A 13,790-nucleotide genomic window follows, 5' to 3' on the forward strand; every position below is an offset into this window, starting at 1 on the left:
CACCACTACTTGCCGATGACTCCCTACCGCTCCTGATACCCTGCGCCTTGCCCTGGACGCACGGTTGACCTGTTGTGTCTGTTATCCAGTAAATCAGAGCCTGCCGGCTTGAGTGTGGGTTCAGACGGGCGGTGAACACCCATCGATCAGCGCGCAGCGCGCTTGCCAGCGCAGTCATGGGAGGGCCATGATCAAGCCAGCGCAACGGACCGCGAACGTCTAGATTCAATGTATTGATATTCAACGTTCGCGGCAGAAAAGGAGCTGCCATCCAGCGTCTGGCTCACGAACCGAGGGTTCCGTGTAGAAGGAGAAGTTGAATGCCCTACCAACCGAATGACCTGCTGATACGTCATTTTCAAAGCAACGGCGTCGATCTCAGTAGCAAGATCGAAGAGCAACTCAACCTGGTTTCCCCCAACAGCCCGAATATCCCGATCTACCGCGACATGATGCTGACGGTCCTGCGCATGGCCCAGGACGACCATAATCGCTGGAACGCGAAGATTACCCTGCAGGCCCTGCGCGAGCTGGAGCATGCCTTTCGCGTTCTCGAACAGTTCAAGGGACGACGCAAGGTCACGGTATTCGGCTCGGCACGCACCCCGATCGAACACCCGCTGTACGCCCAGGCCCGAGAACTGGGGCAGAAACTCGCGCAATCCGGGCTGATGGTGATTACCGGCGCAGGTGGCGGGATCATGGCCGCGGCCCATGAAGGTGCGGGGCGAGAGCATAGCCTGGGGTTCAATATCACCCTGCCTTTCGAGCAGCATGCCAACCCCACCGTCGGCGGCACCGGTAACTTGCTGCCCTTCCACTTCTTCTTTACCCGCAAACTGTTTTTCGTCAAGGAGGCCGACGCACTGGTGCTGTGCCCCGGCGGGTTCGGCACGCTGGACGAGGCTCTGGAAGTGCTGACCCTGATCCAGACCGGCAAAAGCCCGTTGGTTCCGGTGGTGCTGCTGGATGTTCCCGGGGGCACCTTCTGGGAGAGCGCACTGGACTTCATTCGCAACCAACTGGAGGCCAATCACTACATCCTGCCCAATGACCTGAAGCTGGTCCGCCTGGTCTACAGCGCTGAAGAGGCGGTGGCTCAGATCAATCAGTTCTACAGCAACTTCCACTCCAGCCGCTGGCTGAAAAATCAGTTCGTGATCCGCATGAGCCACCCGCTCAACGAGCAGGCACTGGAGCACATACAAAGCGCCTTCGCCGACCTGTGCCTGAGCGATCAATTTCACCAGCATGAATACAGTGGCGAGGAGCACGACGACGCTCAATTCAGCCACCTGACGCGATTGGCTTTCACCTTCAAGGCCCGCGATCACGGGCGCCTGCGCGAACTGGTGAACTACATCAACCTGAGTGGAAACTGGGCGACGACCAAGCCTGCAATCCCGAAACACAAACGGGAATCCAGAGTGACCTGAAATATAAGAGGCCCGACTACGTTCATAGCCGGGCCCAATCAGTCTTCCATTCCTCGGCCGCTGAACAAGCGGCCGATCATCTCCATGGAATAACCGCGATACGCGAGAAATCGCCCCTGCCTGGCACGTTCGCGGGCGTTCGCCGGCAACTGCCCGGAAAACTTGCGCCGCCAGACGTCTTCCAGCTGAGCCTGCCAGTTGATACCGCACTCACGCAGGGCCAACTCGATGTCCGCGCGCTGCAAGCCACGCTGCCCCAACTCATCGCGAATACGCGACGGGCCATAGCCAGAACGAGCACGGTAGGAAACAAAGCTTTCGAGGTAGCGTGACTCAGACAGCAGCCCCTCTTCCGTCAAGCGGTCGAGGGCAGTGTCGATCATTTCATCAGGAGCGCCGCGCTGACGCAGCTTTCGCGTCAGCTCGAATCGACCGTGCTCGCGGCGCGCGAGCAGGTCCATTGCAGTTCGCCGCACTGCGACGAGGTTATCGAGTACGGCGATCATGGGGTCAATCAGACATCAACGTCGACTTCGGCCAGATCATCTTCGGTCTGGCTAACCTTGGAGGCCTCAAGGTTCCCGGCAGGAGACAGCAGCTTATCGCGAATCTGCTTCTCGAGCTTGGCCGCAACGTCCGGGTTGTCCGCAAGGAACTTGGCCGAGTTGGCCTTGCCCTGACCGATCTTGGTGCCGTTATAGGCATACCAGGCACCGGACTTCTCGACAAAACCATGCAGCACGCCCAGGTCGATCATCTCACCGTTGAGGTAGATGCCCTTGCCGTAAAGAATCTGGAACTCTGTCTGGCGGAATGGCGCCGCGACCTTGTTCTTGACGACCTTGACGCGGGTTTCGCTGCCCACCACTTCATCGCCTTCCTTCACCGCGCCAGTACGACGGATGTCCAGGCGAACCGAAGCGTAGAACTTCAACGCGTTACCACCTGTGGTGGTTTCCGGGCTGCCGAACATCACGCCGATCTTCATCCGGATCTGGTTGATGAAGATCACCAGGCAGTTGGCGTTCTTGATGTTACCGGTGATTTTACGCAGCGCCTGGGACATCAGACGGGCTTGCAGGCCCACGTGCATGTCACCCATCTCGCCTTCGATTTCCGCCTTCGGTACCAGTGCTGCCACGGAGTCGACGATAATCACGTCAACCGCGTTGGAACGCACCAGCATGTCGGTGATTTCCAGGGCTTGCTCACCGGTGTCCGGCTGGGAAACCAGCAAGTCATCGACGTTCACACCCAACTTGCCAGCGTACTCAGGATCCAGAGCATGCTCGGCATCAACGAATGCGCAGGTCGCACCGGCTTTTTGTGCCTGGGCGATCACCGACAGTGTCAGCGTGGTTTTACCGGAGGATTCAGGACCGTAGATTTCAACGATACGGCCTTTTGGCAGACCGCCAATGCCGAGTGCAATGTCCAGACCCAGAGAGCCCGTGGAAATAGCCGGGATCGCCTGACGGTCCTGATCGCCCATACGCATTACGGCACCCTTGCCGAATTGACGTTCGATCTGACCCAGGGCCGCAGCCAAGGCTTTCTTCTTGTTGTCGTCCATTAAAGTCCTCACGTAATCAATAAGGCCTGACGGCCAACACCTGTATAAGTAGACAGTATTATTCCACAGCGATTGTGGATCGCCTACCCCTGATTTGAGATTTCTCCGGCAGCATGTTGCAGCAGCCCCTCTAGCGCGGCCTTCACCGTTTGTCGGCGGACGTCATCGCGGTTACCGGGGAAGTGCCGGCATTCGGCAAACACCGCCTCGCCTACCCCCCAGGCCAGCCAGACAGTGCCGACCGGCTTGTTCGGCGAACCGCCATCCGGCCCGGCGATCCCGCTGACGGCCACGGCGAAATGTGCATGACTGGCATGCTGGGCACCGCGGACCATGGCCTCGACCACCTCACGGCTCACCGCGCCCACCTGCTCGAACAATTCGGCCGGCACCTTCAATTGCCGGGTCTTCTGTCGATTGGAGTAAGTGACATAACCTGCCTCGAACCATGCCGAGCTGCCGGCGATCCGGGTGATTGCCTCGGCGATACCACCTCCAGTGCAAGATTCGGCAGTGCTGACATGGGCGTTGAGAACCTGCAGACGCCGGCCCAATTCCGCAGCCAGTTGGGTGATTTCATTCACGGTTATCTCCTTGTCAGACGGGCGTGCGCACTACCCTACATGACCAGGTAGCGCTTGCAAGGCACTGACTGGGACAAATTGTGAGACGAGGACTATGGCCGATCCTGGCCGCGATCCTGGGCAACCGCCTCCAGCACATTGATGCGTCGGGCTGCCCAGCGTCGATACAAGGCAATGGCGAAGTCCGCACCGGCCACCGCCGTCAAACCACCAAGGGCACCGGCCGTCCAGGCAGAAACATTGGCCGCATAGAGCAACATTACCACCGAAACTCCACACATCATGCTGGAACCGGAACGCAGAATCAGACGCCGCACCAACGCCCAGCCCTGCGCCCCTTCCTTATCAGCGCGCCACATTTCCCCCACCACCCCACCCAGCACGGCGAGTGCCATGACCAGCCAGACAGGGATCTCCAGCAGCCCTTGCTGTTCGATTGTCATTTCACTACCTCCAGGCTGGACGATGTTGGCACTCAGGATATGCATCAATGCATAGCAGGTCAATCGAAAAGACCTAGCCCCTGCCAAACCAATGCATCAATGCATTACCCAAGACAAGAAAAAGCCGCCTGCGGCGGCTCGATCGAGCAACTGGAAAACCTTAACGGGCGTACATACCCCACCAGAAGACGTGTCCCAGAATAACGATCTGCCCAGTCTGAATATCCTGGAAGCTGTAATCTTCATCCGGGTGTTCTTCCCGGTTGAAGCTGCGCAGGCGAATCCCGCTCGGCAGGCGGTACAACTGCTTCACCCGCAGTTGGCCGTTGTGATTGATGGCGTACAGGTCGCCATCGACTATATCGCCGATCCCGCACTTTCCAGCGTTGACGCCAACCGTGGCACCATCGCGTAGCACCGGCAACATGCTGTTACCACGCACTGTCACGCACTTGGCCTGGTCAAACTGAACCCCATTCTGTCGCAGGCTGCGCTTGCCGAATCGCAGGCTGGCGCGTTCGCTTTCCTCGATGGCGAATCTTCCCGATCCCGCCGCCAATTCAACCTCGCGCAAAAATGGCACCGACACCTCATCGTCATCGATAGGGGTTTCGTCATCCCATAGACTGATGTCCTTGAGTTCCGAGTGTGAAGGCTCACGAGGTGCTGGATGGTCTGAACCGATCTCGACACGGCCGCGAAGCTGGTCGGTACTGACCTGGAAATAATTGGCGATCTTCGAGATATGCCTGTCCGACGGATCAGCGATCTTGCCGCCAAGAATCCGCGACAGGGTGGATTGCGGCACGCCGGTACGCCGGTGCAACTCTGTAGGAGTGATCCCGTGTTGGTCGAGCAGCGCTCTGAGGACGATAGACACATTGCGTTTTTGCATAAACTGCATGATGCATCTTCTTTAGGGTGATGACAAATGCGCTGTTGCATAGGCCGCCAACGGCCCCGTAAGACGTTGATCCTGGGTCGTGCGGACTCGCCCGTGTTAACCTTGCGTCCATCGCGTAAAGGCCTGCGAAACACCACCCTTTACCCACCCTCTTGAATGAATTCACCTGATTACCCGATGAATAAAGCACTCTCCGATCTGTCCTCCCACACCCCGATGATGCAGCAGTACTGGCGCCTGAAGAACCAGCACCCGGACCAGTTGATGTTCTATCGTATGGGCGATTTCTACGAGATCTTCTATGAAGACGCGAAGAAGGCCGCCAAGTTGCTGGACATCACCCTGACAGCTCGCGGACAGTCGGCGGGCCAGGCGATTCCAATGTGCGGCATTCCTTACCATGCCGCCGAAGGTTACCTGGCGAAGCTGGTCAAGCTCGGCGAGTCGGTGGTGATCTGCGAACAGGTGGGTGACCCGGCGACCAGCAAGGGGCCGGTGGAGCGCCAGGTGGTCCGCATCATCACGCCAGGCACCGTCAGCGACGAAGCGCTGCTCGACGAGCGTCGCGACAACCTGATTGCGGCCGTATTGGGTGACGAACGCCTGTTCGGCCTCGCCGTGCTGGACATCACCAGTGGCAATTTCACCGTCCTTGAAATCAAGGGCTGGGAAAACCTGCTAGCGGAGCTGGAGCGGGTCAATCCGGTCGAATTGATGATTCCGGACGACTGGCCTAAAGATTTGCCCGCCGAAAAACGTCGCGGTGTTCGTCGGCGTGCGCCATGGGATTTTGAGCGAGATTCGGCGCTGAAGAGTCTTTGCCAGCAATTTTCCACCCAGGACCTCAAAGGCTTTGGCTGCGAAAACCTGACACTGGCCATTGGCGCTGCCGGCTGCCTTTTGAGCTACGCCAAGGAAACCCAACGCACTGCCCTGCCGCACCTGCGCAGCCTGCGCCATGAGCGCCTGGACGATACCGTGGTGCTGGACGGTGCCAGCCGTCGCAACCTGGAGCTGGACGTCAATCTGGCCGGTGGTCGCGACAACACCCTGCAATCGGTGGTCGATCGCTGCCAAACCGCCATGGGCAGCCGCTTGCTGACCCGCTGGCTGAACCGTCCATTGCGCGACCTGAAAGTACTGCAAGCCCGTCAGAGCTCGATCACCTGCCTACTTGATGGCTATCGCTTCGAGAAACTGCAACCGCAACTCAAGGAAATCGGCGACATTGAACGCATCCTGGCGCGGATCGGCCTGCGCAATGCCCGCCCTCGCGACCTGGCCCGACTGCGCGATGCCCTGGGCGCCCTGCCGCAATTGCAATTGGCAATGAGCGAACTGGAGGCTCCGCACCTCACTCAGCTGGCAGTGATTACCAGCACCTATCCGGAACTGGCAGCGCTGCTGGAAACGGCGATTATCGACAACCCGCCCGCGGTAATCCGTGACGGCGGCGTGTTGAAAACCGGTTACGACGCCGAGCTGGATGAACTACAAGCCTTGAGCGAAAACGCCGGCCAGTTCCTGATCGACCTCGAAGCCCGGGAGAAAGCCCGTACCGGACTGTCCCATCTCAAAGTCGGCTACAACCGGATCCACGGTTACTTCATCGAACTGCCGAGCAAGCAGGCGGAGCAAGCACCCGCCGATTACATCCGACGCCAGACCCTCAAGGGCGCCGAGCGGTTTATTACGCCGGAGCTCAAGGCGTTTGAAGACAAGGCACTGTCCGCCAAGAGCCGTGCCCTGGCGCGCGAGAAAATGCTCTACGAAGCATTGCTCGAAGACCTGATCAGTCAACTGCCACCCCTGCAGGACACCGCAGCCGCTTTGGCCGAACTGGATGTCTTGAGCAACCTGGCTGAGCGCGCGCTGAATCTGGACCTCAACTGCCCGCGCTTCGTCAGCGAGCCGTGCATGCGTATCAATCAGGGCCGTCACCCGGTTGTCGAGCAAGTCCTGACCACGCCGTTCGTGGCCAACGACCTGAGTCTTGATGACAACACACGGATGCTGGTGATCACCGGCCCGAACATGGGCGGTAAATCCACCTACATGCGCCAGACCGCACTGATTGTGTTGCTGGCTCATATCGGCAGTTTCGTGCCCGCGGCCAGTTGCGAGTTGTCGCTGGTGGACCGCATCTTCACCCGAATCGGTTCCAGTGACGACCTGGCAGGTGGGCGCTCGACCTTCATGGTGGAAATGAGCGAAACCGCAAACATCCTGCACAATGCCACCGAGAGAAGCCTGGTGCTGATGGACGAAGTCGGCCGCGGAACCAGCACCTTCGACGGTCTATCCCTGGCATGGGCTGCCGCCGAGCGTCTGGCTCAATTGCGCGCCTACACTCTGTTTGCCACCCATTACTTCGAACTGACGGTATTGCCGGAAAACCAGCCACTGGTGGCAAACGTGCACCTCAATGCTACCGAGCACAACGAACGCATCGTATTCCTGCACCATGTGCTGCCTGGCCCGGCCAGCCAAAGCTACGGGTTGGCGGTAGCACAACTGGCCGGCGTGCCGAATGAAGTCATCCTGCGGGCCCGCGAGCATTTGAGCCGCCTGGAAACCACCAGCTTGCCCCATGAAGCCCCCGCCCCGGCCAAAGACAAACCCGTGACACCGCAGCAGAGCGACCTGTTCGCCAGCCTGCCTCATCCGGTGCTCGACGAGTTGGCCAAACTTGATCTGGATGACCTGACGCCACGTCGTGCGCTCGAAATGCTCTATACACTGAAGACACGGATCTAACGCTGTCGCCTGCAAGCTGTTAGAATCTCGCGCGGTTTGGGGTGCTGCAGGCAATTAGCCTGGTCTGCAGTCGACCGCTCCCAAACCCAGCGACCCCAACGTGAAGGGGCGCAGCATGCCGCCTGAGGAGAGAATTAGAAATGACCTTCGTCGTCACCGACAACTGCATCAAGTGCAAGTACACCGACTGCGTAGAAGTCTGTCCGGTGGACTGCTTTTACGAAGGCCCGAACTTCCTGGTGATTCACCCGGATGAGTGCATCGACTGCGCCCTGTGCGAGCCGGAATGCCCTGCCGTGGCCATTTTCTCCGAGGACGAAGTCCCGGAAGAGATGCAGGAATTCATTCAGTTGAACGTTGAGTTGGCCGAAATCTGGCCCAACATCACCGAGAAGAAAGAGTCGCTGCCAGACGCCGAAGAGTGGGATGGGGTCAAAGGCAAGATCAAAGACCTCGAACGCTGATCCTGGCTTCGCGCTCTCAAAAGGCCCTTCGTGGGCCTTTTTGCTTTTCTACGGGCAAAAAAAAGGGGCGGTTTGACCCGCCCACATTTTTTCCCTATTCCCTGTGTTCCCTTTCATCGTCCTGATGAATCACGTCCTTGCGATGTTCCTTGACCATCATCCTTGATGGCTGTGTCTGTCCGTCGACACAGGGCTGATATTAAAGAGTTCCCCGACAATCACAATCACCCTTGGGAGTTAAACACTCCGTATAGGCGACCGAAGAAACACAAATAAATCCTTTAAAAACAATAGTTTAAATGACGTACTACACACCGGCGGAATGCAACTTCCGAAATTAAAAACTGAACACTTACGAAAGACTAAGCGAAGGCTTACACAAACCTGAGAAAGAGAACCAACCGCTAGCTCCATTGATCGACACCTGATCAGCGCCCAACAAAAAGCCCCGACACAGGCGGGGCTTTTGTTATCGAGAGAGGCTGTTACTGAAACAGTGACTCACTTGATAATCCATTTTTTTCGAGAATTTCACGCAGGCGTTTGAGTCCTTCGACCTGAATCTGCCTTACCCGCTCGCGGGTCAGGCCGATTTCCAGGCCAACATCCTCCAGCGTGCTGCTCTCATGGCCACGCAGACCAAAGCGGCGGATGACCACCTCGCGCTGCTTGTCCGTCAGCTCAGAGAGCCACTGATCGATGCTTTGCGACAGGTCATCGTCCTGAAGCAGTTCGCAGGGATCGGTGGGACGGTCGTCGGTGAGGGTGTCCAGCAGGGTTTTATCCGAATCCGGACCCAGCGAGACGTCAACTGAAGAAACCCGCTCATTCAAGCCCAGCATGCGCTTGACCTCTCCCACCGGTTTTTCCAGCAGGTTGGCGATTTCCTCGGGGGAAGGTTCATGATCGAGTTTCTGGGTCAACTCACGTGCTGCACGGAGGTAGACATTGAGCTCCTTGACCACATGAATCGGCAACCGGATGGTCCGGGTCTGATTCATGATCGCGCGCTCGATGGTCTGACGGATCCACCAGGTTGCGTAGGTCGAGAAACGGAAGCCGCGTTCCGGATCGAATTTCTCTACCGCCCGGATCAATCCGAGGTTGCCCTCTTCGATCAGGTCAAGCAATGACAATCCCCGATTGACGTAGCGCCGGGCGATTTTCACCACCAGTCGCAAGTTGCTTTCAATCATGCGTTTGCGCCCAGCCGGATCACCACTTTGCGACAGCCGCGCAAAATGAACTTCTTCTTCCGGGGAGAGCAAGGGGGAAAAGCCGATTTCATTGAGATACAACTGGGTGGCGTCTAGCGCCCGGGTGTAGTCAATGTACTTGTGTTGCTTGAGTGAGGCGGAGTGTTTGGATTTTGCGCGAGCTGAGGGCGTAGCAGCCCCATCATTCGACGTCTGATCCGATGCGACGTCGGTCTCCATCAGGAGAACCTCATCGTCGATGTCAAACTCCGGCACTTCTTTACTGAGAGCCATTGTTATAGTCCTTTGGTGAGTTCGACCTCAAGCTCTAGCGGCGCCTTTATCCTTGGCAACGCTGGAGCCTGTTCCCTCTACGTGACGGAACAGGCTGGAAGCACATCAACGACGTGGCAGGAATTGCAGCGGATCGACTGGTTTACCTTGGCGGCGAATCTCAAAATGCAGTTTCACCCGGTCTGTACCCGTTGACCCCATTTCGGCAATTGTCTGCCCGACCTTGACCTGCTGCCCCTCCCGAACCAACAGCCTGCGGTTGTGACCGTAAGCACTGACGTAGGTATCGCTGTGTTTGATGATGACCAACTCGCCGTAGCCCCGCAAGCCACTCCCGGCGTAAACCACTGTCCCATCAGACGCAGCTAAAACAGGCTGTCCCAAATCTCCGGCGATATCAATTCCTTTATTCAAACTACCGTTTGAAGAGAATTTTCCAATCAAAATGCCATTAGATGGCCATCCCCAACCTGTCGGCGCCGGCCCCGCAGGCGGCAACGGCGCGGGCGCCGTCTTGCTGGCAACGCTCGGAGCGACCGTGGTTGTAGGGGTGCCCGCGGCCGAGGCTGGACGTCGGGTGACGGTAAATTTGCCCGAAGGAGAACTGCTGGTCGTGGACGAAGCTATGACCGGCGTCGGCGTTGAACCGGTACGGCCATCAAAGCGAATCGTCTGACCCGGATGTATTGTGTAGGGCGCAGGAATATTGTTTCGAGCTGCAAGGGCCTTGTAGTCCCAACCGTAGCGAAAGGCGATCGAAAACAGCGTATCGCCGCGCCTGACCACATACTGACCGGTGGTGACGGCAGGACGCTGGGCAGCGGTATTGTTACGATCCACGACCCGCACGTCACTCGACTTGGTGCTCGAACATCCGACCAGCAATGAACTCAAGACAAGGCCAGTCACCAGGCACTGAAAGCTTTTTGTACCAATACACTGCGCAATGACTTTGAGACTCACCCGCCGCTCCCTTTCTGGTGGCTGAAATAGAAGATTGCCTTGTTCAGGCATGAAGTGTCGCAAGTATAACTGGCCGTTCGGGCTTTACCGGCGCTGAAGCGAAATCGGCACACGCACACGTTTGCCTGATGCTCCAGGACCGCGTTTAACCCATCCTTGCCGCTGTAAGACCAAGGCAAACGAAGAGAATTCAGCGGTGTTCAACAAATGCTCAGGCCAGCGGCCCATTGAGCAATGGGACGAAGCGAACCGACCCCAGAACACGCCTGGAAAAACCATGTTCCTCACGAATGATCAACATCAGTTGCTGGACTTCTCCCGAGCCAACCGGAATCACCAGACGACCTCCTGGCGCGAGTTGATCGAGCAAGGCCTGAGGCACATCAGTCGCCACCGCGGTGACAATAATGCCGTTGTAGGGCGCCAGAGCCGGCCAGCCCTCCCAGCCATCGCCCCAGCGAAAGACCACGTTGCGTAAATTCAACTCGACCAGGCGTTCCTTGGCCCGATCCTGCAGCACCTTGATGCGCTCGACTGAAAACACACGCTCGACCAGCTGCGACAAGACTGCCGTCTGATAGCCGGACCCGGTACCGATCTCCATCACCTTGTCCAGAGGACCGGCCTCCAACAGCAACTCGCTCATGCGCGCCACCATATAAGGCTGGGAGATGGTCTGGTTGTGGCCGATCGGCAGCGCTGTGTCTTCATAGGCGCGATGGGCCAGCGCCTCATCGACGAACAAATGACGCGGCGTACGACGAATGACCTCCAGCACCTGGGGGTTACTCACCCCTTCTTCGTAGAGACGCTGGATCAAGCGTTCGCGGGTACGCTGGGAAGTCATGCCGATCCCCCGGCGCAACATGTCGTCTTGCTCGCGAGCCATCAGCGCAGTCCCTCCAGCCAGCCATCGAGACGTGCAAAGGCATCATTGAAAGTACGATCGAGTTGCAGCGGCGTGATCGAGACATAACCCTGCATGACGGCATGAAAGTCAGTGCCCGGCCCACCGTCTTCCGCATCGCCGGCAGCGGCAATCCAGTAACCGGCCTTGCCGCGAGGATCGACCACCTTGATCGGTGCCGCCGCACGAGCCCGATGGCCCAGTCGAGTCAACTGGATCCCGCGGATGTGATCGAGCGGCAAGTTGGGAATATTTACGTTCAGCACCGTGCGCGGCGGCAGGTCCAGTTCGGCATGAGCGGCAACCAGTTTGCGCGCGAAGTAGGCAGCCGTCGGCAGGTTTTCGACCTGACGCGACACCAGGGAAAAGGCAAACGACGGCGCCCCAAGGAAGCGTCCTTCAAGTGCTGCGGCGACGGTACCGGAATACAGCACGTCATCCCCCAGGTTGGCCCCCAGGTTGATTCCCGACACCACCATGTCCGGCTCGTGCGCCAGCAGCCCATTGAGGCCCAGGTGCACACAGTCGGTCGGTGTGCCGTTGAGGCTGATGAAGCCATTGGCCAGGGTGTGTGGGTGCAGCGGACGGTCGAGGGTCAGCGAACTGCTGGCGCCACTTTTGTCCTGGTCCGGGGCAACCACCACGCACTCGGCATAATCCGCCAGCGCAGCATGCAGCGCGGCGAGACCGGGTGCCATGACCCCGTCGTCGTTAGAAATCAGAATACGCATGGGCTGTCCGTCTGCCCCACCGGCACCAGATCGACGAGTTCACGCACCAATACGGTGGCGAAGCATCCGGCCGGCAGGACGAATTCCAATTGCAGAATGTCAGGCGAAGGATAATGCCACGACAACCCGCCGATGGGCAGCCGCAGAATGCGCCGTTCCTGGCTCATTCCAGCGTTTGCCAACCAGTCGCGCAAATCGGCTTCGTCATTGGCGATGCGCTGCTCCAGCTCATGGGTCGCACCCGTGGCTGGCGAGTCACCCTCGCCCCACTGGGGCCCGGTGGGATGCAAGTCGAGGATGGCCAGGCGCGGGTCATTGCATTCAGCAACGCCTGCGGGGAAGAAACTGCGGCTGTCGGTGAAGGCCAGCAAATCGCCGACCTGAGCGCGCTGCCAACTGCCGTCGGCGACCCGGGCCGCCAACACCTGGTTGAACAGGAAGCTGCGGGCAGTCGAGAGCAAGCGCGAGCGCACGTTGCGTTGCTCTGGCAAGGCCTTGCGGGCCGCCCAGTCACGGGCATCAACCACGTTGCCACCGTTGTGACCGAAACGCTGGGCACCGAAATAATTGGGGATGCCCTGTTGGGCGATCAACTGCAGACGCGCCTCGATAGCCTCGCGATCGCCAGCAAACTGGGTCAGGCGCAGGGTAAAGCCATTGGCCGAGTGAGCGCCGCGCTGCAGCTTGCGCTTGTGCCGGGCGGTCTTGAGGATTTTCAACGTGGCATTTTCTGCGCCAGACAGATCGGGGTCGGCCTTGCCTGGCAGTTGCACGCTAAACCACTGGCGGGTCAGGGCCTGGCGATCTTTCAACCCGGCGTAGCTGACCGTGCGCAACGGTACCCCCGCCGCCTTGGCGATGCGCCGGGCGGCCTCTTCAGTATTCAGGCCACGCTTCTCGACCCAGATCCACAGGTGTTCGCCGTCGCCGGTCAGCGGGATGTCGAGCACTTCATCGACCTGAAAATCTTCGGCGATGGCTTTCAATACGGCGGTGCCCAGCGGTTCGCCATAGGCACGCGGGCCGAGCAATTGCAGTTCATTCATGGGCGCAGCAACAAGGCAACGGAATGCACGGCGATGCCTTCTTCGCGGCCGACGAAGCCGAGCTTTTCAGTGGTGGTAGCTTTCACGTTCACTTGATCCAGTTCAACTTGCAGATCCGCGGCAATCAGCGCGCGCATCGTTTCGATATGCGGGGCCATTTTCGGCGCCTGGGCAACGATGGTGTTATCGACGTTGCCGACCTTCCAGCCCTTGGCGTGGATCAACGCAACGACGTGACGCAACAGCACACGGCTGTCGGCACCCTTGAATTGCGGATCGGTATCCGGGAAGTGCTTGCCGATATCACCCAGCGCAGCAGCACCCAGCAAGGCGTCGCTCAATGCGTGCAACAACACGTCGCCGTCGGAGTGGGCGAGCAGCCCGAAGCTGTGGGCAATCTGCACACCGCCCAGAGTAATGAAGTCGCCTTGCGCGAAACGGTGCACATCGTAGCCGTGGCCAATACGCATAAAAAAACGCCCTGATTGAGTC

General features: G+C 58.7%; 14 protein-coding genes. 3 read left to right on the forward strand and 11 right to left on the reverse strand.

What is annotated here, in order from left to right:
- Window positions 1-320: 320 nt before the first annotated feature.
- Window positions 321-1,436: an LOG family protein gene (locus ACZYR5_RS16260; protein WP_489090126.1), complete on the forward strand. Its 1,116-nt coding sequence runs from the start codon at window positions 321-323 to the stop codon at window positions 1,434-1,436.
- A 38-nt stretch (window positions 1,437-1,474) separates the two neighbouring features.
- Here the strand turns inward: ACZYR5_RS16260 and recX are convergent, their stop codons facing one another.
- The 5 genes from recX to ACZYR5_RS16285 all read right to left on the reverse strand — a co-directional run bounded on the left by recX (window position 1,475) and on the right by ACZYR5_RS16285 (window position 4,940).
- Window positions 1,475-1,942, reverse strand: coding sequence for a recombination regulator RecX (gene recX, locus ACZYR5_RS16265; RefSeq protein ID WP_489090127.1), 468 nt, complete (start codon window positions 1,940-1,942; stop codon window positions 1,475-1,477).
- A gap of 8 nt (window positions 1,943-1,950) precedes the next feature.
- Window positions 1,951-3,009 carry a recombinase RecA gene (gene recA / locus ACZYR5_RS16270; RefSeq protein ID WP_489090128.1) on the reverse strand — a complete coding sequence of 353 codons (1,059 nt, stop codon included), beginning with the start codon at window positions 3,007-3,009 and terminating at the stop codon, window positions 1,951-1,953.
- Between the two features lie 83 nt (window positions 3,010-3,092).
- Window positions 3,093-3,593 carry a CinA family protein gene (locus ACZYR5_RS16275; RefSeq protein WP_489090129.1) on the reverse strand — a complete coding sequence of 167 codons (501 nt, stop codon included), beginning with the start codon at window positions 3,591-3,593 and terminating at the stop codon, window positions 3,093-3,095.
- Between the two features lie 92 nt (window positions 3,594-3,685).
- Window positions 3,686-4,036 (reverse strand): phage holin family protein, encoded by a 351-nt coding sequence (locus ACZYR5_RS16280; protein WP_489090130.1) that lies wholly within the window; start codon window positions 4,034-4,036, stop codon window positions 3,686-3,688.
- 160 nt (window positions 4,037-4,196) lie between these two features.
- Window positions 4,197-4,940 carry a LexA family transcriptional regulator gene (locus ACZYR5_RS16285; RefSeq protein WP_489090131.1) on the reverse strand — a complete coding sequence of 248 codons (744 nt, stop codon included), beginning with the start codon at window positions 4,938-4,940 and terminating at the stop codon, window positions 4,197-4,199.
- A gap of 177 nt (window positions 4,941-5,117) precedes the next feature.
- Between ACZYR5_RS16285 and mutS the strand changes: the two genes are divergently transcribed.
- Window positions 5,118-7,697, forward strand: a complete 2,580-nt coding sequence (mutS, locus tag ACZYR5_RS16290; protein ID WP_489090132.1) for a DNA mismatch repair protein MutS — start codon at window positions 5,118-5,120, stop codon at window positions 7,695-7,697.
- A gap of 140 nt (window positions 7,698-7,837) precedes the next feature.
- Window positions 7,838-8,161: a ferredoxin FdxA gene (gene fdxA, locus ACZYR5_RS16295; protein WP_007908827.1), complete on the forward strand. Its 324-nt coding sequence runs from the start codon at window positions 7,838-7,840 to the stop codon at window positions 8,159-8,161.
- A 485-nt stretch (window positions 8,162-8,646) separates the two neighbouring features.
- On the opposite strand, the gene rpoS is transcribed toward fdxA, so the two are convergent.
- The 6 genes from rpoS to ispF all read right to left on the reverse strand — a co-directional run bounded on the left by rpoS (window position 8,647) and on the right by ispF (window position 13,768).
- Window positions 8,647-9,651 carry an RNA polymerase sigma factor RpoS gene (gene rpoS / locus ACZYR5_RS16300; RefSeq protein WP_489090133.1) on the reverse strand — a complete coding sequence of 335 codons (1,005 nt, stop codon included), beginning with the start codon at window positions 9,649-9,651 and terminating at the stop codon, window positions 8,647-8,649.
- Between the two features lie 105 nt (window positions 9,652-9,756).
- A complete protein-coding gene (locus tag ACZYR5_RS16305; protein ID WP_489090134.1) occupies window positions 9,757-10,614 on the reverse strand; it encodes a peptidoglycan DD-metalloendopeptidase family protein in 858 nt (285 codons plus the stop codon).
- Between the two features lie 211 nt (window positions 10,615-10,825).
- Window positions 10,826-11,461 (reverse strand): protein-L-isoaspartate(D-aspartate) O-methyltransferase, encoded by a 636-nt coding sequence (locus tag ACZYR5_RS16310; RefSeq protein ID WP_489090390.1) that lies wholly within the window; start codon window positions 11,459-11,461, stop codon window positions 10,826-10,828.
- A gap of 41 nt (window positions 11,462-11,502) precedes the next feature.
- A complete protein-coding gene (surE, locus tag ACZYR5_RS16315; protein WP_489090135.1) occupies window positions 11,503-12,252 on the reverse strand; it encodes a 5'/3'-nucleotidase SurE in 750 nt (249 codons plus the stop codon).
- Window positions 12,240-13,298 carry a tRNA pseudouridine(13) synthase TruD gene (truD, locus tag ACZYR5_RS16320; RefSeq protein ID WP_489090136.1) on the reverse strand — a complete coding sequence of 353 codons (1,059 nt, stop codon included), beginning with the start codon at window positions 13,296-13,298 and terminating at the stop codon, window positions 12,240-12,242. The genes surE and truD overlap by 13 nt, the downstream gene beginning before the upstream one ends.
- Window positions 13,295-13,768, reverse strand: a complete 474-nt coding sequence (ispF, locus tag ACZYR5_RS16325; protein ID WP_489090137.1) for a 2-C-methyl-D-erythritol 2,4-cyclodiphosphate synthase — start codon at window positions 13,766-13,768, stop codon at window positions 13,295-13,297. The genes truD and ispF overlap by 4 nt, the downstream gene beginning before the upstream one ends.
- Window positions 13,769-13,790 lie beyond the last annotated feature (22 nt).

The organism is Pseudomonas sp. F007 (genome assembly GCF_057814275.1).